The following is a 23,935-nucleotide window of genomic DNA, read 5'->3' as shown; positions in this document are numbered from 1 at the left end:
CCAAAACGGTTCGCACCCGTAAAGTGCGTGGGTTGAAACTAAAATTGATAGGTTATCAGTAAACCAATCCGTCTCTTCTATATGAAGGGGCGTGTGTACAACCAAAAGGAGAACCAAATGAACCAAATCCGCCTACACGTTTGGGGCGATTATGCCTGTTTTACCCGTCCGGAGATGAAGGTGGAGCGGGTGTCTTATGATGTCATCACGCCGTCGGCGGCGCGCGGGATTTTGGCGGCGGTGCATTGGAAGCCGGCGATCCGCTGGGTGATTGACCGCATTTATGTGCTGAAGCCGATTCGGTTTGAGTCGGTGCGGCGCAATGAATTGGGCGGCAAGATTTCGGCGGGCAAGGTCAGCGGGGCGATGAAGCGCAAGAGTGTTGCCGATTTATACACGCTGATTGAAGACGACCGCCAGCAACGCGCGGCGACGGTGCTGAAAGACGTGGCGTATGTGATTGAAGCCCATGCGGTGCTGACGGCGAAAGCGGGCGCGGATGAGACCGTTACCAAGCATATCGAGATGTTCAAACGCCGTGCGCGCAAGGGGCAGTGTTTCCAGCAGCCTTGTTTGGGCGTGCGCGAGTTTCCCGCCGATTTCGCTTTGATTGACGAAGGCGAACCGTTGCCGCTGTCGACGTTATCGACAAGCGAGGCAAGCCGCGATTTGGGTTGGATGTTGCACGATATTGATTTCGATCACGGCAACACGCCGCATTTTTTCCGTGTACAAATGAAAGCGGGCGTGATTGACGTGCCGCCGTTTTACGCCGAGGAGGTGAAAGCATGATTCTTGCGTCCCTTGCCCGCTATTACCGCCGTTTGGCGGCGGAAAATGATGAAATGGGCAACCCGAAAGTGCCGCCTTATGGTTTCAGCGAGGAGAAAATCGGCTGGATTTTGGTGTTGGATAAGGAAGGTCGTCTGAAAACAGTTGTGCCGAATCTGACCGCCGATAAAAAGCCGCAGCCGAAGCTGATGAGCGTGCCGCGTCCTGAAAAACGCACATCGGGTATCAAACCGAATTTCCTGTGGGACAAAACCGCCTACGCGCTCGGTGTGGAAGCCAATAAAAATAAAGCCGAAGCGAAAGAAAAACCGTTTACGTCGTCTGAAAAAAACTTTGAAGCCTTCAAACAATATCATCTCGACTTGCTGCAAAACAGCGGAGACGAAGGCCTGCAAGCCTTGTGCCGTTTTTTGCAACGCTGGCAGCCTGAAAATTTCGCTGCCGAAAATCTCCCTTCTGAAATGCTGGATGCCAACATCGCATTTTCCCTTGAAAAACCGACCGCACTTCTCCATAAACGCGAAGCCGCGCAAAGCCTGTGGGCAGGTCGTCTGAAAAGCGACGAGGCGGTGGAAGGCTTGTGTTTAATCAGCGGCGACACCGCCCCGATTGCCCGCCTGCATCCGGCGATTAAAGGCGTATTCGGCGGGCAGAGTTCCGGCGGCTCGATTATTTCGTTCAACAAAGAAGCCTTTGCCTCTTTTGGCAAAGAACAAGGCGCAAACGCTCCCGTTTCCGAACAATCCGCCTTCGCCTACACCACCGCGCTGAATTATCTGTTACGCCAACGTAATCAGGACGCTGAGAACCATTGCCTGACCATCGGCGACGCCAGCACGGTCTTTTGGGCGGAAGCGGCTGACAATGTCGCCGCCCAAGCCGCCGAAGGCTTTTTTGCCCAAGTGTTCACTCCGCCTGATGACGAACAGGAAAGTGCCAAAATTTTCAATGTGTTAGAACAAATCGGCAAAGGCCGTCCGCTGCAAGACATTGCGCCCGAACTTGCCCCCGACACCCGTTTTTACATCTTAGGGCTTGCCCCCAACGCCGCGCGGATTTCCATCCGTTTTTGGTTGGATACGACGTTTGGGCAGTTGGCGGAAAACTTGGCGCAGCACTGGCAGGATTTGGCACTCGAACCCCGCGCGTGGAAAACGCCGCCGTCCATTTGGCGGTTGCTGTTGCAGACAGCCGTGTTGGGCAAAAGTGAAAATATTTCCCCCGTGTTGGCAGGCGAAATGACCCGCGCCGTGATTTGCGGCACGCCGTATCCGTTGAGTCTGCTGTCGCAACTGATTGCCCGCGTCCGCGCCGACGGCGATGTGAACGGCTTGCGCGTGGCGATGATGAAAGCCGTGTTGCAGCGGCGTTTTAGAAAAGGTTTTATCGAAGAAGGAGTTCCTATGAGTTTGAACAACGAAAGCCCGAACCGCGCCTATCTGTTGGGGCGGCTGTTTGCCGTATTGGAGCGTATCCAATATCAGGCGTTGGGCGAATTGAATGCCGGCATTGCCGACCGTTATTACGGCTCTGCCTCCGCCGTGCCGTTTTCCGTTTTTCCGCGTCTGTTGTCGGGCGCAAAACACCATTTGTCGCGCCTGCGTAAAGACAAAGCCGGCATGGCGGTGAATCTGGATAAGGATTTGGGCGAAATCATTGCCAAATTGTCTGAAACCTTCCCGCGCCATTTGAGCATTGAAGAACAAGGCCGTTTCGCCATCGGCTATTACCACCAAAAACAAAGCTATTTTGCGACAAAAGAAACCGCTGAAACCATTGAAAACTAAGGAGCCAGAAAATGTCTGCCATTCAAAACCGCTATGAATTTGTTTATTTCTTCGACGTAACCAACGGCAACCCCAACGGCGACCCCGACGCGGGCAATATGCCGCGCCTTGATCCTGAATCCAGTAAAGGCTTGGTAACCGATGTCTGCCTGAAACGCAAAATCCGCAATTTTGTGGAAATCAGCAGCGGAAACGAAGCAGGTTACGAAATCTACGTTAAAGAAAAAAGCGTGTTGAACCTGCAAAACAAACGCGCTTATGAAGCGCTCGGCATCGAATCCGAAGCCAAAAAATTGCCGAAAGACGAAGCCAAAGCCCGCGACATCACCGCGTGGATGTGCAAAAACTTCTTCGACATCCGCACCTTCGGTGCGGTGATGACCACCGAAGTGAACAGCGGACAAGTGCGCGGCCCGGTGCAACTGGCGTTCGCCCAATCCATCGACCCTGTCGTACCGCTGGAAATCTCCATCACCCGCATGGCAGTAACCAATGAAAAAGACTTGGAAAAAGAACGCACCATGGGGCGCAAATACATCGTTCCTTACGCCCTCTACTGCGTGCACGGCTTCATTTCCGCCAACCTTGCCGCCAAAACCGGCTTTTCAGACGACGACTTAGGCAAACTCTGGCAAGCCCTGCAACTGATGTTTGAACATGACCGCTCCGCCGCCCGTGGCGAAATGGCAGCGCGCAAACTCATCGTCTTCAAACACGAAAACAACTTAGGCAGCCAGCCCGCACATAAATTGTTCGACGCCGTGAAAGTCGAACGCGTAAACGGCGAATCGGGGACGCCCGCAAGCGGTTTCGGCGATTACAAAATCAGCGTGGTTTCAGACGACCTCAAAGGCGTGAGCGTGGAAGAGTTGCTGTAAAAACGCCTGAAAAAATGACCGCACTTTTAGTCGGGTAGGGTGGGCTTCAGCCCACCGTTTCAACGGATATAAAGAATTGATGGGATAAAGTCCATCCTACAAAAACACTCGAAATAATGACCGCACTTTCAACCGAAAACCAAGGGGAAAATCAGGATAAACGCTTGATTCCCCTTTCTGCCCTGCAACACTACGCCTTCTGCCCGCGCCAGTGTGCGTTAATCCATAACGAGCAGGCGTGGGCGGAGAACTATTTGACCGCGCAAGGCAACGCGCTGCACGAGCGGGTGGATTCGGGCGAACCGGAAACGCGCAAGGGCGTGCGTTTTGAGCGGACGGTACACGTTTCGGCGGAAAAACTGGGCATCAGCGGCATTCTGGATTTGGTGGAAGTGGAAACGAAAACAGGTCGTCTGAAACCCGTGGAATACAAACGCGGCAAGCCCAAACCCGAGCCGATAGATGAAATCCAGCTTTGCGCCCAAGGCTTGTGTCTGGAGGAAATGACCGGGCAAAGAGTCAGCGAAGGTGCGCTGTGGTATATGCAAACCCGCCACCGCGTCCCCGTCGTGTTTTCAGACGACCTGCGCGCCAAAACCCTCGCCACCATCACCGCCGTCCGTGAACTGTTAAACAGTGGAAAAAACCCACCACCCGACTACGGCAAACGCTGCAAAGCCTGCTCACTGGTGGAGATTTGCCAGCCGGAGTTGTTGGGGAAACGGGATAGGAGTGTGGGGTATGTGGAGGGGGTGTTTGAAATTGGGAATTATTTTTAACCTTAGAATTTATATAAACAGGAAGACATTATGATAAATACTTTAAGACCTATGAATAGAGAAGAATATGCTGCTCATTGGCAGAAGGAATCTTTATTGTTTGAAACTAATAAGATCTATGAAAAGTTATCAAACATAACTCCTATAGCAAATACAATTGAAGTAGGTTGCGGTGCAGGATATTCAACATATCATCTTGCAAAATCTAGAAATGTACTCGTAATAGAAAATAATAATAGTTGTATTGATTTTATGAAGTGCTATTTTGAACAAAGTAATCAGAATATTCCTGAAATAATTTATTCTGATATATTAAATTTATCAAAAGCAAATATTGAATTAATACATGCATTTTTACCTAAAGTGATTGTGGCGTGGTTTATAGGTTCCTGTCCTGAGGATGTGTACACCCATGTTTCAGAGAGTATTGATTTTAATCAAAAATTTAAGAAATATAGAGAAAATATAGAAGATATATTACTTAATGATGAAATCTTTACTGGCAACGTAGAGTGGATTCATTTAGCTAGCAGAGGGAATATAGCTGATAGCATTTCTTATAAAGACGTGGTTGAAGGAATTAATGAAGATTATTCAATTCATGTATTTAATCCAAATGGTTTTCAAATAGAGTCTATAGATATATTAGATTGGGAGCGAGTGAACAGTGATTTTAACTATATTGTTGCGGATAATCCAAATTTTATTGGTGGAGAATCAAGTCCTAAAATTATTTCTATATTAGCTAAAAGAGTTAAAAAATAACTAACTAGGATTGGTAGGATTCTTGTATCCGACAGTTGTTTGAATTGATGTAATTTAGAATCGTTACTGTAACATTGAAAATGTTGAATTAGAGAATCTAATCTATCATTTTCAGGTAGCCCAACCACCACCCCAAAAGTGCGGTCAAAACCCAAGGAGTTTCCCCATGCGCAAACTGCAAAACACGCTGTACATCACCACCCAAGGCAGCTATCTGCATAAGGAGCGCGAAACGTTGGTGGTGGAGCAGGAGCGTAGGAAGGTGGCGCAGTTGCCGGTGCATTCCATCGGGCATATTTTCTGTTTCGGCAATGTGCTGGTATCGCCGTTTTTGCTGGGGTTTTGCGGTGAAAATAATGTGAATCTGGCGTTTTTTACCGAAAACGGACGTTTCTTGGGGCGGCTGCAAGGTAGGCAAAGCGGCAATGTGCTGCTGCGCAGGGCACAGTATCGGGTGTCCGAGCAAAAACCCGTGCCGATTGCCCGCAATATCATCGCGGCGAAGATTCAGGCAAGCAAACGGGTACTTCAACGGCAGATTCGCAATTATGGAGAAAATGCCGCGCTCCAAAGTGCGGTCAATTCTTTGAACGTTTCTTTGCGCCAATTGGTGGGGGCGGAAAATCTGGATGAAGTGCGCGGCATTGAGGGCGATGCGGCGGCGCGCTATTTCGGCGTATTTAATTTGCTTATTCGTGAAAATACGGGCTTCAATTTCGACGGGAGAAATCGCCGTCCACCAAGAGATGGCGTCAATGCGCTACTTTCTTTTCTATACAGTATTTTGGGGAAAGATATTAGCGGAGCATTGCAAGGCGTAGGGCTTGATCCGCAGGTCGGTTTTTTACATGCAGATCGCCCGGGTCGGGATAGCCTTGCACAAGATCTTTTGGAAGAGTTTCGCGCCTGGTGGGTTGATCGCTTGGTGTTGAGCATGATCAATCGGTTACAAATTAAACCGGATGATTTTGTGGCGGAAGCCGGCGGTGCTGTTGCGCTCAAACCTGAAGCGCGGAAGTTATTGTTCCAAACATTGCAGGCGAAAAAACAAGAAAAGATTATCCATCCGTTTTTGCAGGAAGAGGTGGAAATCGGTTTGTTGCCTTACATTCAAGCCATGCTTTTGGCACGCCACTTGCGCGGAGATTTGGCGGCATATCCCCCGTTTTTGATGAGGTAAACCATGTTAATGCTCATTACTTATGATATTTCTTTGGAAGACCCGAACGGGCAAGCAAGATTGCGCCGTATTGCTAAACATTGTTTGGATTATGGCATTCGGGCGCAGTATTCGGTGTTTGAATGCGACGTCACGCCGGATCAATGGGTAAAATTAAAAGCAAAATTGTTGGCGACTTATGATCCTGATTGTGATAGTTTGCGTTTTTATCATCTGGGTAGCAAATGGCGACATAAGGTGGAACATCACGGGGCGAAACCTGCCGTTGATGTCTTTAAAGATGTACTTGTTGTCTAGCGCTAACCCGTAGTTCTCATCAAAACCCGCTTAGGATAGCGATCCTGATTTTCTTTAACAATTTGGATGAATTAATTTATTTGTATAACGACAACAGGCTCGTTATACTTACCTCACTCCTCATTTCGAAATCAGTTAGCGAAATACAGTACATAATTTACTGATATTGCTTGCTTTTTTGAATAGGGAGCAGCCGCCTTCGGGCGGCTGTGTGTTGAAACTAGGGACGTTATCACTTCATCGCCTGTTTATGCTTGCAGCCGCCTTCGGGCGGCTGTGTGTTGAAACGCGGCAAAGAGCGTGAAAATGCTATTTGTAAAGAAGCAGCCGCCTTCGGGCGGCTGTGTGTTGAAACTGTAACGGATAATCCAGTTAAAAGTTTTGGTTATGCAGCCGCCTTCGGGCGGCTGTGTGTTGAAACTTTGCGAATGTCTGTGATTACATTGCAGATTAGACCGCAGCCGCCTTCGGGCGGCTGTGTGTTGAAACTACCCAGAATGAACGAACCACGTTCAGTCCACCCGCAGCCGCCTTCGGGCGGCTGTGTGTTGAAACGACAGCTCGGCTAGGTAATTTATTAACGGATTTTGCAGCCGCCTTCGGGCGACTGTGTTGAAACTTTACCTCGTATAGCAGTTAAAAAAACACGGTCTAGGAAAAGTATTTGAAGATTTTGGTGTCAGCGTTGCAACATCCCGACGAAATCTGGACGCGCACAGAGCGCTGGCTGAATGTTATTTAGAGCAGGCTAGCACCGGTGTGATGTTGTATTACCGGGATAGTGAGGATCAAAAAACTCACCCGCCGCCACAGATGAGTCTCGCCGGGTGTGGGATTTGAGGTCCTGGCGGGGACTGCCCACCTGATGCGTTGAAATTAATGTAGAACAAAATATGACCGCAGTCAACATCGAGCTTGCAGCCTCTATGTGTTGAAACGCTAAGAGCGTCAATATCGGCAATGTCCGTTTTGCAGATTTCTTAATTCCTTACGCCATTTTATTGCGTTGCAGTTCACTTTAAACGCCTTAAAATTCGTTAACGCGTTCTCAAAGTCGGCTTTAATTTTGACTACGAGGGTTTAATTATCTGCTATGAGGTAACCTAAAATGGATAAAGATGTCGATATTAGTTGGTTGGGTTGGGTGATTGTGTTATTGCCATACGAGATTGGTTTGCTGTTTATGCTGTTTGGATCTGCAACCTTCGGTCAAGTGTTATTTCTTGGTACTGCGTTTTACGCAGTTGTGTTTGTTATTGTCTCTTTCTTCCGTTCACCACTTATCACTTTACTCGCCATTATCATCGGTTCAAACCTCTAAAAAATCAACCGCACTTTTCCGCTATAAAACAAAAAGCTGAACCTTTCAAGATTCAGCTTTTCTTTTATCTATAAATTACGCCAATTCTGCACGCAATTTCTTCGTCACGTCCACCATCACTTTCAATGCGGCGATGGTTTCCGGCCAGCCGCGGGTTTTTAAGCCGCAGTCCGGGTTGACCCATAAACGTTCTTTTGGCACCACTTGTAAGGCTTTGCGAAGCAAGTGTTCGATTTCTTCCGCTGTTGGCACGCGTGGGCTGTGGATATCGTACACGCCCGGGCCGATGTCGTTCGGGTATTTGAAATCGCCGAATGCGGTGAGCAATTCCATGTCGGAACGGGAAGTTTCAATGGTGATGACGTCCGCATCCAAGCCTGCGATTGCCGGTAAAATGTCGTTAAATTCGGAATAACACATATGCGTGTGAATTTGCGTGTCATCTTGACAACCCATTGAGCTTAAACGGAATGATTCGCCCGCCCATTGTAAGTAGGCATCCCAGTCTGCGCGTTTGAGCGGTAAGCCTTCGCGGATTGCCGGCTCATCGATTTGGATGACTTTAATGCCTGCTTTTTCTAAATCTAACACTTCGTCAGACAACGCCACAGCGATTTGTTTACATACGGTTGAGCGCAGAATGTCGTTACGCACGAAAGACCATTGCAAGATGGTAACCGGGCCGGTCAACATGCCTTTCATCACTTTGTTGGTAAGGCTTTGGGCATATTGCGACCAACGTACGGTCATTGGTTCCGGGCGCACCACATCACCGTAAATCACCGGTGGTTTTACGCAACGTGAACCATAGCTTTGTACCCAGCCGAATTTGGTGAAAGCAAAACCGTCCAGCAATTCGCCGAAATATTCCACCATGTCGTTACGTTCCGCTTCGCCGTGCACTAACACGTCCAAATCTAATTTTTCTTGCTCACGCACGACTAATTCGATTTCTTTCTTCATTGCCGCTTCATAATCCGCGAGGCTTAAATCGCCTTTTTTGAAGGCGGCACGCGCTAAACGAATTTCTTTGGTTTGCGGGAAGGAACCGATATTTGTTGTTGGTAACAGTGGTAAATTTAACCACGCATTTTGTAATTTGATACGTTCAGCAAATGGCGATTTACGTTGATCCGCGCCTTTTGGAAGATTTGCCAAACGATCGGCTACTTCAGGGCGGTGAATGTCTTTTGATGTCGCACGGGCATCTGCCGCTGCTTGGCTCGCATTCAGTTCCGCTTGCACTGCGCCGCGACCTTGTTCAAGTGCGGTCTTAATGACGCGCAATTCTTGAATTTTTTGTAAGCAGAACGCCAACCAGTTATAAAGTTCCGGTTTGTTCGCTTGTAATTGAGTTTCCACCGCTAAATCATAAGGCGTGTGGAGCAGGGAACAGCTTGGCGCGATCCATAAACGCTCGCCTAATTTTGCCTTTAACGGTTCTACTACATCTAACACTTGGTTTAAGTTCGCACGCCAAATGTTACGACCGTCAATCACGCCTACAGACAGGATTTTGTCATAATTTTCAAAAGCCGAAAGTTGCTCCGGCGCACGCACCAAGTCAATATGTAAACCTGCTACCGGTAAGGCTTTCAATAAATCAGCATGTTCTGCGACAGAACCAAAATAAGTGGCAAGCAAAAGTTTAGTCTTCACTTGCGCAGCGAAAGTGGCGTAAACCGCTTTATAGGCTTCAACCCATTCCGCCGGTAAATCTAAGGTTAAGGCTGGTTCGTCAATTTGAATGTAATCCACGCCTTCTGCAGCGAGCGCATTTAAGATTTCCACATAAACCGGTACGAGGTTGTTTAACAAATCAAAACGGTTAAATGCTGCACCTTTTTCTTTGCCTAACCATAAGAAAGTAAGCGGGCCGACGATGGTCGGTTTCACGTTCAAGCCGAGCGCTTTGGCTTCACGGATTTGTTGTACATAGTGCGCCGGATTGGCTTTAAATTGGGTGTCTGCGTGGAATTCCGGCACGAGATAGTGATAGTTGGTGTCGAACCATTTGGTCATTTCAATGGCAAATTGTTCTTTGTTGCCGCGCGCCAGTTGGAAATATTGATCGAGCGTTAAGTTTTGGCTATCAAACCCGAAACGGGCAGGAATCGCGCCTGTAGCCACTTGTAAATCTAAAATGTGATCGTAGAACGTGAAATCTGCCACCGCCACATAATCCGCATTCGCGGCTGCCTGGTGTTTCCAGTTGATTTCGCGCAAGGCTTTGGCGATATCTAATAAATCTTGCTCGGCGATTTCGCCTCGCCAATAACGTTCTTGTGCAAACTTAAGTTCACGTTTTGCGCCCACGCGCGGGAAGCCGGATAAATGAAATGTTGTCATGTTAATTCCTCAATGTGTTAAATGATTTAGACGGCTAAACGTCTGTACGGGAGGTAGCATGACGGAAAGGGGAATATTATGCAAATTAATAATTTTCTGAAAGTTTATGAAAAATTTTAATGTTCTTGTGGTTTCTTGGGTTGCGACAGCCTGCCATGAAAAACATTCTGAAAATGAACCGCACTTTCGTCTCATGTAACGTTAAAGTGCGGTGCGTTTTCGTGTATGATATCGCTTCATTATTTTCCGAATTACTATGAATTGTTCTCATGAAACCGATCTTCCTTGAACTCAGACATTTAAAAACCTTGCTTGCCCTGAAAGAAACCGGCAGTGTTTCCTTGGCGGCGAAACGGGTTTATCTCACCCAGTCGGCACTGTCTCACCAAATCAAATTATTGGAAGATCAATACGGTTTGCCTTTATTTGAGCGCAAAACGCAACCGTTGCATTTTACGGCGGCAGGGGAGCGTTTGATTCAGCTTGCCAATGAAATCTTGCCGAAAGTGATTGAGGCGGAACGCGATCTGGCGCGGGTGAAGCAAGGCGATGCCGGTGAATTGCGCATTGCAGTGGAATGTCACACCTGCTTCGATTGGCTGATGCCGGCGATGGATTCGTTCCGTAAGCATTGGCCGTTGGTGGAGTTGGATATTGTGTCTGGCTTCCATACCGATGCCGTTGGTTTGTTGCTCAGCCATCGTGCCGATTGGGCGGTGGTGCAGGAGGTGGAGGAAAATCCCGGTATCGTGTATAAGCCGTTGTTTTCCTACGAAATGGTGGGGTTGTGTGCGAAAGATCATCCTCTTGCGTCCAAAGAAGTTTGGCAGGCGGAAGATTTTGTGGATCAAACCTTGATTACTTACCCCGTGCCCGACGATATGTTGGATTTGCTGCGTAAAGTGTTGCAGCCGAAAGGGATTAATCCGACCCGTCGCACCAGTGAACTCACTATTGCCATTATTCAGCTGGTGGCAAGTAAGCGCGGCGTGGCGGCGTTGCCGTTTTGGGCGGCGAAACCATATTTGGATCGCGGCTATATTGTGGCGCGCAAAATCACGCACCAGGGCTTGCACAGCAATTTATATGCCGCTTTTCGTGAAGCTGACGCACACATTGCTTTTGTCGATGATTTCTATGAAACCGTCAAAGCCCAAAGTTTTTCAACCTTACCCGAATTATCCGTATTAGAAGAGAGTTAGTTGTATGTCTGATGTGAAGACACATTCTCATCCCGTTTTTGCCGCCGCTAAAGCGGCATTGCCTTACAGTGCGCCGATGATTGCCGGTTTTTTATTCCTCGGCATGGCGTACGGCATTTACATGAAAGCCCTTGGTTTCAGCGCCTGGTACCCGTTTTTAATGGCATTGCTGATTTACGGCGGCTCCGTGGAATTTATTATTGCCGGCGCGCTCACTTTGCCTTTTGCGCCGCTTAACGCACTGCTGATTACGTTGATGGTCAGCGGGCGGCAGCTTTTTTACAGCATTTCCATGTTGGAAAAATACGGCAAATATTTGGGCAAAAAACGTCCGTATCTCATTGCTACGCTGGTTGACGAATCCTTTTCGCTCAATTATATGGCGAAAATTCCACCGCACTTGGATCGCGGTTGGTATATGTTTTTCGTCAGCCTATATTTACAACTGTACTGGGCGACGGGCGCGGCATTAGGCAACCTGTTCGGCAACGTCATTCCCTTTGATTTAAAAGGCATCGAATTTGCCATGACGGCATTGTTTCTGGTGATTTTTGCGGAAAACTGGGCGCAGGAAAAATCCCACGAAAGCTCTGTGTTGGGGCTTGCTATTGCCTTGATTGCGTTGCTGATTTTCGGCAGTGAATATTTCTTGTTGCCGACCCTTATCGGCATTTGGTCGGTGCTGACCTTGCGTCGCCCGAAATTGGCGTCAAAATTGGAAAGGGTGGAATAAATGAGCTTGACCGAACAGATTTTAACCATCGCTATCGCCGTGTTGGCGGTGCAATTCACCCGCTGGTTGCCGTTTTGGATTTTCCCCGCCAACCGTCCGATTCCCGAATATATTCGTTATTTAGGCAAAGTGCTGCCCGCCGCCATGTTCGGTATGTTGGTCGTGTATTGCTATAAAAATATCGATCTGTTGAGCGGTTTTCACGGCTTGCCGGAGTTTATCGCCGGCGCGGTGGTGTTGGCGCTGCATTTTTGGAAACGCAATATGTTCCTTTCTATCGCCGCCGGCACAATCTTATATATGCTCTTGGTGCAGCAGGTGTTCACCGCGTAAAAACGCATTGAAAAAGGACCGCACTTTTGCCTATGGAACAGGAAAGTGCAGTTCTTTTTTTGTGTGTTTTCTATAGTGTATCGGCGCATTTAAAAGAAAGCGGCTTTTTGTTATAATTCCGCGCCTAATTTATTGAATCAATTTTTGAGGTTTATGGTTATGGATTTCCATTTTCCGACCTTTCACGAAATGTTTCCCGTCGAAAAACGAAAATTAAAACGGCTACGGGAATGGTTGCGCTATCGGGTGCGCGGCTTGGTTTTTGCCGGGCAATGTAAGGCATTCGTGACTTTTATGAATAATAACCCGTTATGGCAGCCGATTTTTACTCAACACCCCTATCGTGTGAATACGTTACTCAGCCGATATTGTGATAAACGTTTTAGTGCAACACAGCGTTTGCAGGCGATTAAAACGCATTTTACGGTGGCGGAAAAACAATTCGGCGCGGCGTTATGCGAAAAGTTAATTGCACTGCAATCAGTGTTATTGTCACAGTTAACCGATGAATTGGCACTGAATTTAACGCTAAATTATATCGATCCTTACGAAGGTTTTTTTGCCATCGGTTTAACAGATGCGAACCAACGTACCATTTATTCCGCCGGCTTTACCTTTTTAGCGGATAATCGTCTGTTGATTGCGTCTATTCAAGGACCGAAAGGCAATGATGCGCAGGAGTTGGTACGTCACACGACAAAAGCGTTACACGGCGTGCGCCCGATGTTTATGTTGGTAGACGCCTTTAAAGTGCTGACTGACACATTAAATTGCCGTTTGGAAGGCATTCCGCATAAATGTCAGGCAAAATATCGTTGGAACGATTCGGCAAAATTATTGTTTAACTATGATGAGTTCTGGCAGGAAAACGAGGGCAAATCGGCGGAAAATTATTGGCAAATTTCCACCGCACTTGAGCGTCGTCCGTTGGACGAAATTCAGAGTAAAAAACGTTCCATGTATCGTAAACGTTATGAAATGTTTGACAAAATGACGGCAGAGATTCAATCCCTTTTGACAGAGAAAAACCATGAATAAAATTATTACGGTGGACGGGCCGAGCGGCGCAGGAAAAGGCACGCTATGTTATGCGCTGGCGGAAAAATTAGGTTTCGCCTTACTGGATTCCGGGGCGATTTATCGGGTAACGGCGTTGTCGGCGCTAAAAAGTGCGGTGGATTTGACGGACGAATCTGCGTTAGCTAACCTGGCGCAGCATTTGCAAATTGAATTTGTGCCGCAGGACGGCGAGGTACAAATTTTGCTTAACGGCGAAAATGTCAGTCGTCAGATTCGTACTCAGGAAGTTGCCGACGCCGCATCAAAAGTTGCGGTTTTCCCGCAAGTGCGTGCCGCGTTGTTGCAACGTCAGCGCGATTTTGCCACGGAAAAGGGTTTGATTGCGGACGGCCGGGATATGGGCACGGTCGTATTTCCCGAAGCACAAGTTAAACTCTTTTTGGATGCGAGTGCGGAAGAACGCGCAAAAAGACGTTATAACCAGTTGCAAAATAAAGGGATTAGTGGTAACTTTGCACAGATTTTAGCCGAGATAAAAGAGCGTGATTTGCGCGACAGAAATCGTGCCGTCGCCCCTTTAAAACCTGCTGATGATGCGTTTTTGCTTGATAGCACAACATTAAATATTGATGAAGTGATTCGTCAGGCATTAAGTTATATTCAGCAACGTATTGATATTAAAGCTTAAAATTTTTACGGTTTATTCACGGATGAATAGACTTTATTATCAGCCCCACTTTTTATGGATTAGAAGTGGACGTTATTTACTTAAAATTGAAGATTAATTATGACAGAATCTTTTGCTCAACTCTTTGAAGAATCATTGAAAGACCTTGAAACCCGCCAAGGCGCGGTCGTTAAAGGTACCATCGTTGCTATCCAAAAAGGCTTCGTACTTGTAGATACCGGTTCTAAATCCGAATCCGCTATTCCTGCCGAAGAATTTTTTAATGCACAAGGTGAATTGGAAGTTCAAGTCGGTGATGTTGTTGATGTTGTGCTTAAAGCTGTGGATGACGGTTTCGGTGAAACTGTTGCTTCCCGTGCCGACGCAAAACGCAACGAAGCTTGGATTGTATTGGAAAAAGCATACGACGAACAAGCGACTGTACTTGGTTTGGTTAACGGTAAAGTTAAAGGTGGCTTCACAGTTGAGTTAAACGGTGTTCGCGCATTCTTACCGGGTTCATTAGTTGATACCCGCCCTGTTCGTGATGCAGATCACTTACTTGGCAAAGAATTAGAATTCAAAGTAATCAAACTTGATCAAAAACGTAACAACGTTGTTGTTTCCCGCCGTGCAGTAATCGAATCCGAAAGTAGCCAAGATCGTGAAGAAGTATTAGCGAACTTGTCTGAAGGCGCTGAAGTTAAAGGTACGGTTAAAAACTTAACCGACTATGGTGCGTTCGTTGATTTAGGCGGTGTTGACGGTTTATTACACATTACCGATATGGCTTGGAAACGTGTTAAACATCCAAGTGAAATCGTTAACGTCGGTGATGAAATTACTGTTAAAGTATTGAAATTCGACAAAGATCGTACCCGTGTATCTTTAGGCTTAAAACAATTAGGTCAAGATCCTTGGGCGGCAATCGCTGAAAACCACCCTGTAAACAGCAAATTGACCGGTAAAGTAACTAACTTAACCGACTACGGCTGTTTCGTTGAGATTTTAGACGGCGTTGAAGGTTTGGTTCATGTTTCCGAAATGGACTGGACTAACAAAAACATCCACCCATCTAAAGTGGTTAGCTTAGGTGATGTTGTTGAAGTGATGGTATTGGAAATCGATGAAGAACGTCGTCGCATTTCTTTAGGTTTAAAACAATGCAAACCTAACCCATGGACTCAATTCGCCGAAACTCACAACAAAGGTGATAAAGTTGTCGGTAAAATCAAATCTATCACTGACTTCGGTATCTTCATTGGCTTAGAAGGCGGTATCGACGGTTTAGTTCACTTATCAGACATTTCTTGGAACGTTCAAGGCGAAGAAGCCGTGCGCAACTACAAGAAAGGTGACGAAGTCGCCGCAGTCGTATTGCAAGTGGATGCAGTGAAAGAACGTATTTCTTTAGGTATCAAACAACTTGAAGAAGATCCGTTCAACAACTTCGTAGCAATCAACAAAAAAGGCGCTGTGTTAAACGCTAAAGTTGTTGAAGCTGATGCAAAAGGTGCAAAAGTTGAATTAGACGGCGGTGTTGAAGGTTATATCCGCGCAGCTGATTTAACTCACGAAGTTGCTGTTGGTGATGTCGTTGAAGCGAAATACACCGGTGTAGATCGTAAAGCCCGTATCGTTCACTTATCTGTTCGTGCGAAAGATCAGGCTGAAGAAGCGGCTGCAGTTGCAAGCGTGAATAAGCAAGAAGAAGTTGCTATTCCAAACGCAATGGCGGAAGCTTTCAAAGCCGCTAAAGGTGAATAATTCACTTTTATTAATAAGCCGGCATAGCAATATGCCGGTCATAAAGAGTTAGGAGAATATATGACAAAGTCAGAACTTATTGAACTTCTGGTGCAAAAAAACAGCAACATTCCTGTTAAGCATGTTGAAGAAGCGGTCAAAGCAATTTTAGAGCAAATGTCATATGTATTAGAAAATGGCGAACGCATTGAAGTGCGTGGCTTCGGCAGTTTTTCTTTGCATTGTCGCCAACCGCGCATAGGACGTAATCCTAAAACCGGCGAACAAGTAAAATTGGATGCCAAGTGCGTGCCATACTTTAAGGCAGGCAAAGAATTAAGAGAACGTGTTGACGTTTATGCAGCATAATTTATTTTACTAACTTTTCATAACGGCACTTTTAAGTGTCGTTTTTTATGCGTATTTTTGGCATAATGCACACAAATTTATCTAAAGGAGAAACAAATGATTAAATATATTTTGGGATTGATCATTATTTTAGCCATTGTGTTAGTCGCCGTGACTATCGGTGCCAACAACGATCAAGTTATCACCTTTAATTATATTGTGGCGCAAAGCCAGTTCCAGCTTTCTACCTTAGTTGCTATTTTATTCGGTTTAGGCTTAGTTTTAGGTTGGTTTATTACCGGATTTTTTTACCTAAAATTAAAATTTAAAAATCTTGCGCTTAACCGTCAAATTAAACGTCAAACCCAGCAAATCAACGAATTAACGACCAGCAGAGATAAGGTTTCTCAATAATGCTTGAACTCTTGTTCCTTCTTTTGCCCATTGCAGCCGCTTATGGTTGGTATATGGGGCATCGCAGTGCGAAAAAAGATCAGGACGATGTCAGTAATAAGCTTTCCCGTGATTATGTAACCGGGGTGAATTTTTTACTTGCCAATCAAACGGAAAAAGCCGTCGATTTGTTTTTGGATATGTTACAAAAGCAAGAGACCGAAAATGAAATTGACAGCACGTCTCAATTTGAAGCGGAATTAACGTTAGGTAATTTGTTCCGTTCCCGCGGCGAGGTGGATAGGGCACTACGCATTCACCAAGCCTTAGATAACAGCCCAAATTATTCTTTTGAACAAAAACTGTTAGCCAAGCAGCAACTTGCCAAAGATTTCATGACAGTCGGTTTTTTTGACCGTGCGGAAAATCTGTATATTTTAATGGTAGACGAGCCGGAATTTGCCGAAGGAGCATTGCAACAACTGGCGATCATTTATCAGAAAACCAAAGAATGGAAAAAAGCTATTAATGTGGCGGAGAAGCTGGCAAAAATTGCACCGAAAACTCACGATGTTGAATTGGCGCAGTATTACTGTGAGTTTGTAGAGCATTTGCCGGCAGAGAGCAAAGAGAATCCGCAGCAAATTTTATTACAAGCGCTGAAAGTCTCACCAAATTGTGTCAGAGCCTCAATGATGTTGGCAGATTTAGCGATTCGGCAAGAAGACTATAAAAGTGCGGTCGATTTTTTAGAAGAAATTTTAAATCAAAATCCGGCATACATCAGCGAAGCCTTGCCGGCGTTGAAGCTTTGTTATCAAAAGTTGAACCAGCTAGATAATTTTGAATTATTTTTAATTAAAGCCAGCCGTCAAAATAACAACAGCGCAGTGGCGTTAATGCTGGCCGATGTGATTGAAGAAAAAGACGGTATGTCTGCCGCTCAACTGAAGTTATACCAACAATTGCAACAAAATCCGAGTACACCGATTTTCCACCGTTTTATTCAATATCAAATCGATGATGCCGAGAAAGGAAGAGGAAAAGACAGTTTGATCTTATTGCATAAAATGGTTGGCGAACGTATTAAACAAACCTTTGATTATCGTTGTAGCAATTGTGGGTTTCAAACCCATAAATTAATGTGGTGTTGCCCTTCCTGTCGTCAATGGGAAACCATTAAACCGGTTAATGCGATTGAGCATAATTAATCGCGACTTTGCTTTATTAAGGAGAAAAATATGATGAACAAAGTCATTATTGCATTGGATTATGAAAAAGAATCCGAAGCTTTGGCGTTAGTGGACCAACTGGATCCGAATTCATGCCGATTAAAAGTGGGTAAAGAAATGTTTACTACGCTCGGTACCAATTTTGTGAAGCAATTGCATGCGCGTAATTTTGATGTTTTCCTTGATTTGAAATTTCATGATATTCCGAATACGGTGGCAAGAGCGGTGCGTTCTGCCGCCGATTTAGGTGTTTGGATGGTGGATTTGCACGCCAGCGGCGGCTTACGCATGATGGAAGAAGCGAAAAAAATTCTTGAGCCCTACGGCAAAGATGCGCCGTTATTAATCGGCGTTACCGTGCTGACCAGTATGGAAGATTTGGATTTGCTACAAATCGGCATTAACGCCTCGCCGATGGAACAAGTTATTCGTTTGGCGCATCTCACCCAGCGCGCGGGCTTGGATGGTGTGGTTTGTTCACCGCAGGAAGTGGAAATTTTGCGCCGCAACTGTGGTGAGAACTTTTTATTGGTCACGCCGGGGATTCGCCCGATTGGTGCCGATTTTGGCGATCAACGCCGCGTAATGACGCCGGCGGCGGCAATTCGTTCCGGTTCCGATTACTTAGTCATTGGTCGTCCGATTACCCAAGCGGAAAATCCGGCGGACGTGTTGAAATCCATTAATGCCTCTATCGCGTAATTAACAATGACGGACCAGTTAGTTTATTCCACCGAAGTGGGGCGTATTAAAGCCGATAAACCGCAGGATCAGATTCCGCAAAGTGACGGCATTGTTCGTATTCAGCTGCAAAAAAGCGGTCGTAAAGGCAGTGGCGTGAGTATTATCAGCGGGCTGGGATTGGCGGAAGCAGAATTGAAAACCTTGGCGGCAGAATTGAAAAAACGTTGTGGATGCGGTGGTGCGGTGAAAAATCATACCATCGAAATTCAGGGCGAAAAGCGTGATTTACTGAAACAGCTGTTGGAACAAAAAGGCTTTAAGGTGAAATTAGCCGGTGGTTAAAAAGAAAAAGTGGGTTTTGGTGCCCACTTTTTTGTGTCTAGTGAAAATAACCTAATAAAATGGTGGCAATAAGCGCCGCGAGGGCGAGGAAGAAAAAGTGCGGTCGATTTTGCGATTGTTTTTTACTGAAAAATTTTGCCGAGAAGACGATATAGCCTGCCAGCAATAAAATCTTCGCCACAATCCAAACCGGCAAGCCGTAGTTGAACATAAATAACATGACGCCGCCGCTGAGAATAAGCAAGGTGTCCGTTAAGTGCGGTAGAATTTTCAAGAGTTTTACCGCGCGCCAGTCCCGCTGCGTTAATTGCATTGCCCCACGCACAATTAACAACCCTAAGCTTAAAAAAGCACAAACGATGTGCAAATAAACCAGATAAATTCCCATTTTTCACTCCAAATACTAAAGGCAGTAGTAAAACACTACTGCCTTAAAATAGAAATAACCTAATGTTGTTATTCTTCGCTATTTTCTACCGCACTTTCTCCCGAATTTTCGCCTTCGGTTTCGTCGTCATCGACGTCACAGATACGCTCTAAACTCACAACGTGCTCGGTTTCGCCGGTGCGAATTAAGCGAACACCTTGGGTGTTGCGTCCAACAATGCTGACTTCGCTGACGCGTGTACGCACAAGGGTTCCCGCATCGGTAATCAACATGATTTGGTCGTTTTCTTCCACTTGTGTTGCCGCAACAACTTTGCCGTTACGCTCGCTCACTTTAATGGAAATCACCCCTTTGGTGTTACGGGATTTGGTCGGATATTCTTCCAATTTCGTCCGTTTGCCATAACCATTTTGCGTCGCGGTGAGGATTTCGCCGTTATTTTTCGGCACCACCAAAGAAACCACTTTGTCGATATTCAAATCTAAGGTTTCTTCCGCGTTATCATCAGAAACGTCTTCAATTTCTACCGCACTTTCGTCCTCGTTCAGGTCGTTGGTTAAGGCAAGCTTGATACCGCGTACGCCCGTTGCCAAACGTCCCATAGCACGCACGGCGGATTCGCTGAAGCGCACCACGCGACCTTGAGAAGAGAACAACATGATTTCGTTGCTGCCGTCGGTAATATCTACGCCGATTAATTCGTCTTCATCGCGTAGGTTTAACGCGATAATACCGCTGGAACGCGGACGGCTGAATTCCGTTAAGGCAATTTTCTTCACAATACCGCCGGCCGTTGCCATGATCACAAATTTGTCTTCTTCATAGGCGCCGACCGGTAAGATAGCGGTAATTCGCTCGTTTTCATTGAGCGGCAAAATATTCACGATTGGACGCCCGCGTGAACCACGGCTGGCTTGCGGCAATTGATATACTTTTAACCAATATAAACGCCCACGGCTGGAGAAACAGAGAATGGTGTCATGGGTGTTGGCAACCAATAATTTTTCGATGAAATCTTCTTCTTTCATCTTGGTTGCCGACTTGCCTTTACCGCCGCGACGTTGCGCTTCGTAGTCGGTAATCGGTTGATATTTCACATAACCTTCGTGGGAAAGGGTGACAACCACATCTTCCTGTGCAATTAAATCTTCCAAATTAATGTCACCGGAAGCAGCGGTAATTTCCGTTCTGCGCGGATCGTTAAATTGTTCGCGGATTTGTTCCAATTCTTCACGAATCACTTCCATTAAACGTTCAGGACTGCGCAGGATGTATAATAATTCACCGATGGCGTCTAATAATTTTTTGTATTCGTCCAGAATTTCATCGTGACCCAAGTTGGTCAGTTTTTGCAAACGTAAGTCTAAAATCGCTTGCGCCTGCACTTCCGTTAAATAATATAAACCGTCACGAATGCCATATTGTTCTTCCAAATCTTCCGGACGGGCGGCATCGACACCGCTTGCCGCCAGCATCTCGGCAACATGACCAAGCTGCCACGGACGGGCAAGTAATTCACGTTTGGCACTTTCCGGATTCGGCGCTTGGCGGATCAATTCGATAATCGGATCCACATTTGCCAGGGCAATCGCCAAGCCTTCCAAAATATGCGTACGTTCACGGGCTTTACGTAATTCAAAAATCGTACGACGGGTTACTACTTCACGGCGGTGTAACACGAAGGCTTCAATAAGCTGTTTTAAATTCAACAATTTCGGTTGACCGTGATCCAACGCCACAATGTTAATCCCGAACGTCACCTGCATTTGAGTTAGCGCGTACAGGTTATTTAACACCACCTCACCAACGGCATCACGTTTAATTTCGATGACGATACGCATACCGTCTTTGTCTGATTCATCACGTAATCCGCTGATACCTTCGATTTTTTTGTCTTTGACGAATTCGGCGATTTTTTCGATGAGTTTCGCTTTGTTAACTTGGTAGGGAATTTCGTTCACGATGATGCTTTCACGGCCTTTTTCATCGGTTTCGATTTCCGCGCGGGCGCGTACATAAATTTTGCCGCGACCGGTTTTATAGGCTTCTTCAATGCCTTTACGACCGTTAATTAAAGCCGCAGTCGGGAAGTCCGGGCCGGGAATGTGGCTTATTAATTCATCAATGGTGATGTCGTTATTTTCGATATAAGCCAAGCAACCGTCTAACACTTCGCCCAAATTGTGCGGTGGAATGTTAGTCGCCATCCCCACGGCAATCCCGGAAGAACCGTTCACCAGCAACGCCGGAACCTTGGTCGGTAGCACTTCAGGAATCATTTCCGAGCCGTCATAGTTCGGCACAAAATTGACGGTTTCTTTGTCTAAATCAGCCAATAATTCATGGGCGATTTTGGTCATACGGGCTTCTGTATAACGCATTGCCGCCGGTGCGTCGCCGTCCACGGAACCGAAGTTACCTTGCCCGTCCACCAACATATAACGCAGGGAGAACGGCTGTGCCATACGCACCAAGGTGTCATACACCGCGCTATCGCCGTGTGGGTGATATTTACCGATTACATCACCAACAATACGGGCGGATTTGCGGTACGGTTTGTTGTAGGCATTGCCCCCTTCGTGCATCGCAAACAGCACGCGGCGGTGCACCGGTTTCAAGCCGTCGCGCACATCTGGCAAGGCGCGTCCCACAATAACGGACATGGCGTAATCGAGGTATGAAGATTTCAATTCTTCTTCAATACTTACCGGCGTAATATCTTGGGCTAAATCAGACATTTAGAACTTCCTAATGATTGAATTTAATAGTAAAAAAATTGGCGTGATTATAGCATAGAAAGGCATTTTCCCCTAAGGAAAATCTCGGTTTATGCAATAAAAGTGCGGTGGTTTTTGGGGATATTTTTTCCGTTTTTTGCTAAACTAGGCGCGTTTAATTCAACATAGAGCATCATCATGAATATTGATCAGCAAGAACTTGATAAATTTGAAAAAATGGCGACAAGCTGGTGGGATCCCAACGGCGATTTTAAGCCGATTCATCAACTCAATCCGCTACGTTTACATTATATTATGCAACAAGCCGACGGATTGTTCGGTAAAAAAGTGCTGGATGTCGGCTGTGGCGGCGGGATTTTATCGGAAGCTATGGCAAAGCAGGGGGCGGTTGTTACAGGAATCGATATGTCGCAAGCGCCGTTAGCCGTTGCGAAATCCCATGCGGCGGAGCAGGGGGTAAATATTGATTATCAGCAGATCACCATTGAAGATTTAGTGAAAAAAAACGCCGCACTTTTGGCGGCGGGTGATGCGTCTCAGTATGGATTTGATGTGATTACCTGCATGGAAATGCTGGAACATGTACCCTCACCGGAATCTATTATCGAAAGCTGTGCAAAATTATTAAAGCCGAACGGCGTACTGTTTCTTTCCACGATTAATCGCACCTTGAAAGCTTGGGCATTGGTGGTATTAGGGGCGGAATATGTGTTGAAAATGTTACCGAAAGGGACACATGATTATGATAAGTTCATCAAACCGGCAGAATTATTAGCATGGAGCGATAAAGCGAAGTTAGAATGTGTCGATATGGCGGGATATCACTACAATCCGTTAAGCGGTCATTTTTGGTTAAACAAAGATGTGAGCGCCAATTACATGGCGGCGTTTCGTTTGGTGAAGTAAAGTGCGGTCGTTTTTTGATGTGTTTTTAGAAATAAAAATAAGGCGGTTTTGAAACCGCCTTTCTTGTGATTATTTTTTATTATTTTCTGCGCAGTGATGAATGTCACTACATTTGCCGTAAAGATACAGGCTGTGGCTGGAAAGCTCAATGCCGTGTTGCTTACTGATTTCTTTTTGGCGACTTTCAATTAATTCATCATTGAATTCAAACACCTTTCCGCAATCGGTACAGATGATGTGATCGTGGTGTTGGGTCGGTGCCAATTCAAAAACCGATTTATTGCCTTCAAAATTGTGACGAATCAAAATTTTTGCTTCATCGAATTGGTTTAATACGCGATACACCGTAGCCAAACCAATGTCTTCACCGTTTTCCAATAACATTTTGTAAACGTCTTCAGCAGAAAAATGGTGCTCTCTGTGTTTTTGCATTAAAGCGAGAATGGTTAAACGGGGTTCCGTAATTTTTAATCCCACTTTTTTCAATAATTTGATATTTTCTTCAGACATAACAGCTCCTTTTTGCTATTAAGCTAACTCGGCTAAACACATCTCTTCATAGACTTGTTTAACCCATTTATTTACACGTTCGGATGTTAATTCAGGTTGGCGATCTTCATCGATGCATAAGCCGACAAAGGTATTTTCATCGATTAAGGCTTGCGAAGATTCAAAACTGTAGCCTTCGGTCGGCCAGTTTCCAACGATAATCGCGCCGTGCGGTTCGATAATATTACGCACGGTGCCCATGGCGTCGCAGAAATAGTCCGCGTAATCTTCCTGATCGCCGCAACCGAAAATCGCCACAAGTTTGTCCGTAAAATCAATTTGTTCCAATGTCGGGAAGAAATCGTCCCAATCGCACTGCGCTTCACCGTAATACCAAGTGGGAATACCAAACAGCAGGAAATCATAAGCCTCAATGTCTTCTTTACTGCTTTTTGCGATGTCACGAATATCAACTAATTCGCTACCTAATTGTTTTTGAATCATTTTGGCAATATTTTCCGTATTGCCCGTGTCACTACCATAAAATAAGCCGACAACAGCCATCT

General features: G+C 46.0%; 25 protein-coding genes and 1 CRISPR repeat array. Of the genes, 20 read left to right on the top strand and 5 right to left on the bottom strand.

Going from position 1 to position 23,935, the window contains the following annotated elements; translation table 11 throughout:
- The first annotated feature begins 117 nt into the window (after nt 1-117).
- The 8 genes from cas5c (at nt 118) to DK430_RS11355 (ending at nt 7,799) form a co-directional block, all read left to right on the top strand.
- Nucleotides 118-792, top strand: a complete 675-nt coding sequence (cas5c, locus tag DK430_RS11390) for a type I-C CRISPR-associated protein Cas5c (protein ID WP_109079180.1) — start codon at nt 118-120, stop codon at nt 790-792.
- A complete protein-coding gene (cas8c, locus tag DK430_RS11385; RefSeq protein WP_109079179.1) occupies nt 789-2,579 on the top strand; it encodes a type I-C CRISPR-associated protein Cas8c/Csd1 in 1,791 nt (596 codons plus the stop codon). Before cas5c ends, cas8c begins: the two co-directional genes overlap by 4 nt.
- An 11-nt stretch (nt 2,580-2,590) precedes the next feature.
- The gene (gene cas7c, locus DK430_RS11380; protein ID WP_109079178.1) at nt 2,591-3,457 is read left to right on the top strand and encodes a type I-C CRISPR-associated protein Cas7/Csd2; all 867 of its coding nucleotides are present in this window, start codon (nt 2,591-2,593) and stop codon (nt 3,455-3,457) included.
- Between the two features lie 116 nt (nt 3,458-3,573).
- On the top strand, nt 3,574-4,236 hold the full coding sequence (cas4, locus tag DK430_RS11375; protein ID WP_109079177.1) for a CRISPR-associated protein Cas4: 663 nt from the start codon (nt 3,574-3,576) through the stop codon (nt 4,234-4,236).
- A gap of 30 nt (nt 4,237-4,266) precedes the next feature.
- Nucleotides 4,267-5,001, top strand: coding sequence for a class I SAM-dependent methyltransferase (locus DK430_RS11370; RefSeq protein WP_109079176.1), 735 nt, complete (start codon nt 4,267-4,269; stop codon nt 4,999-5,001).
- A 166-nt stretch (nt 5,002-5,167) separates the two neighbouring features.
- Entirely contained in the window at nt 5,168-6,181 is a 1,014-nt protein-coding gene (cas1c, locus tag DK430_RS11365) for a type I-C CRISPR-associated endonuclease Cas1c (protein ID WP_109079175.1), read from the top strand.
- Between the two features lie 3 nt (nt 6,182-6,184).
- Entirely contained in the window at nt 6,185-6,478 is a 294-nt protein-coding gene (gene cas2 / locus DK430_RS11360) for a CRISPR-associated endonuclease Cas2 (protein WP_109079174.1), read from the top strand.
- 189 nt (nt 6,479-6,667) lie between these two features.
- Nucleotides 6,668-7,033: a CRISPR direct-repeat array (repeat unit 32 nt; unit sequence GCAGCCGCCTTCGGGCGGCTGTGTGTTGAAAC).
- A 553-nt stretch (nt 7,034-7,586) separates the two neighbouring features.
- On the top strand, nt 7,587-7,799 hold the full coding sequence (locus DK430_RS11355; protein ID WP_109079173.1) for a hypothetical protein: 213 nt from the start codon (nt 7,587-7,589) through the stop codon (nt 7,797-7,799).
- Nucleotides 7,800-7,874: 75 nt separating this feature from the next.
- Here the strand turns inward: DK430_RS11355 and metE are convergent, their stop codons facing one another.
- The gene (metE, locus tag DK430_RS11350; RefSeq protein WP_109079172.1) at nt 7,875-10,148 is read right to left on the bottom strand and encodes a 5-methyltetrahydropteroyltriglutamate--homocysteine S-methyltransferase; all 2,274 of its coding nucleotides are present in this window, start codon (nt 10,146-10,148) and stop codon (nt 7,875-7,877) included.
- Nucleotides 10,149-10,417: 269 nt separating this feature from the next.
- Between metE and DK430_RS11345 the strand changes: the two genes are divergently transcribed.
- The 11 genes from DK430_RS11345 to yciH all read left to right on the top strand — a co-directional run bounded on the left by DK430_RS11345 (nt 10,418) and on the right by yciH (nt 18,848).
- On the top strand, nt 10,418-11,350 hold the full coding sequence (locus tag DK430_RS11345) for a LysR family transcriptional regulator (RefSeq protein ID WP_109079171.1): 933 nt from the start codon (nt 10,418-10,420) through the stop codon (nt 11,348-11,350).
- A gap of 4 nt (nt 11,351-11,354) precedes the next feature.
- Complete coding sequence (locus DK430_RS11340) at nt 11,355-12,083, top strand: AzlC family ABC transporter permease (RefSeq protein WP_109079170.1); 729 nt, start codon at nt 11,355-11,357, stop codon at nt 12,081-12,083.
- Nucleotides 12,084-12,416, top strand: a complete 333-nt coding sequence (locus DK430_RS11335) for a branched-chain amino acid transporter permease (protein WP_109079169.1) — start codon at nt 12,084-12,086, stop codon at nt 12,414-12,416.
- Nucleotides 12,417-12,569: 153 nt separating this feature from the next.
- Nucleotides 12,570-13,454, top strand: a complete 885-nt coding sequence (locus DK430_RS11330; protein WP_204352543.1) for a VirK/YbjX family protein — start codon at nt 12,570-12,572, stop codon at nt 13,452-13,454.
- On the top strand, nt 13,447-14,124 hold the full coding sequence (gene cmk, locus DK430_RS11325) for a (d)CMP kinase (RefSeq protein ID WP_109079168.1): 678 nt from the start codon (nt 13,447-13,449) through the stop codon (nt 14,122-14,124). The genes DK430_RS11330 and cmk overlap by 8 nt, the downstream gene beginning before the upstream one ends.
- 99 nt (nt 14,125-14,223) lie before the next feature.
- Nucleotides 14,224-15,870 carry a 30S ribosomal protein S1 gene (rpsA, locus tag DK430_RS11320; RefSeq protein WP_109079167.1) on the top strand — a complete coding sequence of 549 codons (1,647 nt, stop codon included), beginning with the start codon at nt 14,224-14,226 and terminating at the stop codon, nt 15,868-15,870.
- Between the two features lie 60 nt (nt 15,871-15,930).
- The gene (locus DK430_RS11315) at nt 15,931-16,218 is read left to right on the top strand and encodes an integration host factor subunit beta (protein WP_005556517.1); all 288 of its coding nucleotides are present in this window, start codon (nt 15,931-15,933) and stop codon (nt 16,216-16,218) included.
- A 96-nt stretch (nt 16,219-16,314) separates the two neighbouring features.
- On the top strand, nt 16,315-16,611 hold the full coding sequence (locus DK430_RS11310) for a LapA family protein (RefSeq protein WP_109079166.1): 297 nt from the start codon (nt 16,315-16,317) through the stop codon (nt 16,609-16,611).
- The gene (gene lapB, locus DK430_RS11305; protein WP_109079165.1) at nt 16,611-17,801 is read left to right on the top strand and encodes a lipopolysaccharide assembly protein LapB; all 1,191 of its coding nucleotides are present in this window, start codon (nt 16,611-16,613) and stop codon (nt 17,799-17,801) included. Before DK430_RS11310 ends, lapB begins: the two co-directional genes overlap by 1 nt.
- Before the next feature lie 30 nt (nt 17,802-17,831).
- Entirely contained in the window at nt 17,832-18,524 is a 693-nt protein-coding gene (gene pyrF, locus DK430_RS11300) for an orotidine-5'-phosphate decarboxylase (RefSeq protein ID WP_109079164.1), read from the top strand.
- Between the two features lie 6 nt (nt 18,525-18,530).
- Nucleotides 18,531-18,848, top strand: coding sequence for a stress response translation initiation inhibitor YciH (gene yciH, locus DK430_RS11295; RefSeq protein WP_109079163.1), 318 nt, complete (start codon nt 18,531-18,533; stop codon nt 18,846-18,848).
- A 37-nt stretch (nt 18,849-18,885) separates the two neighbouring features.
- Here the strand turns inward: yciH and DK430_RS11290 are convergent, their stop codons facing one another.
- Nucleotides 18,886-19,236, bottom strand: a complete 351-nt coding sequence (locus tag DK430_RS11290) for a SirB2 family protein (protein WP_109079162.1) — start codon at nt 19,234-19,236, stop codon at nt 18,886-18,888.
- A gap of 68 nt (nt 19,237-19,304) precedes the next feature.
- The gene (gene gyrA, locus DK430_RS11285; RefSeq protein WP_109079161.1) at nt 19,305-21,974 is read right to left on the bottom strand and encodes a DNA topoisomerase (ATP-hydrolyzing) subunit A; all 2,670 of its coding nucleotides are present in this window, start codon (nt 21,972-21,974) and stop codon (nt 19,305-19,307) included.
- 174 nt (nt 21,975-22,148) lie between these two features.
- Here gyrA and ubiG point away from each other — a divergent pair, with 174 nt between their 5' ends.
- Nucleotides 22,149-22,880: a bifunctional 2-polyprenyl-6-hydroxyphenol methylase/3-demethylubiquinol 3-O-methyltransferase UbiG gene (gene ubiG, locus DK430_RS11280; RefSeq protein WP_109079160.1), complete on the top strand. Its 732-nt coding sequence runs from the start codon at nt 22,149-22,151 to the stop codon at nt 22,878-22,880.
- Between the two features lie 69 nt (nt 22,881-22,949).
- On the opposite strand, the gene fur is transcribed toward ubiG, so the two are convergent.
- Nucleotides 22,950-23,390, bottom strand: a complete 441-nt coding sequence (gene fur / locus DK430_RS11275) for a ferric iron uptake transcriptional regulator (RefSeq protein WP_109079159.1) — start codon at nt 23,388-23,390, stop codon at nt 22,950-22,952.
- Between the two features lie 18 nt (nt 23,391-23,408).
- Nucleotides 23,409-23,933 (bottom strand): flavodoxin FldA, encoded by a 525-nt coding sequence (gene fldA, locus DK430_RS11270; RefSeq protein WP_109079158.1) that lies wholly within the window; start codon nt 23,931-23,933, stop codon nt 23,409-23,411.
- Nucleotides 23,934-23,935 lie beyond the last annotated feature (2 nt).

Origin of the sequence: Aggregatibacter kilianii (assembly GCF_003129965.1) — a bacterium.
GTDB classification, from domain to species: Bacteria; Pseudomonadota; Gammaproteobacteria; order Enterobacterales; family Pasteurellaceae; genus Aggregatibacter; species Aggregatibacter kilianii_A.
This window is presented reverse-complemented; position numbering and strand designations above follow the sequence as displayed.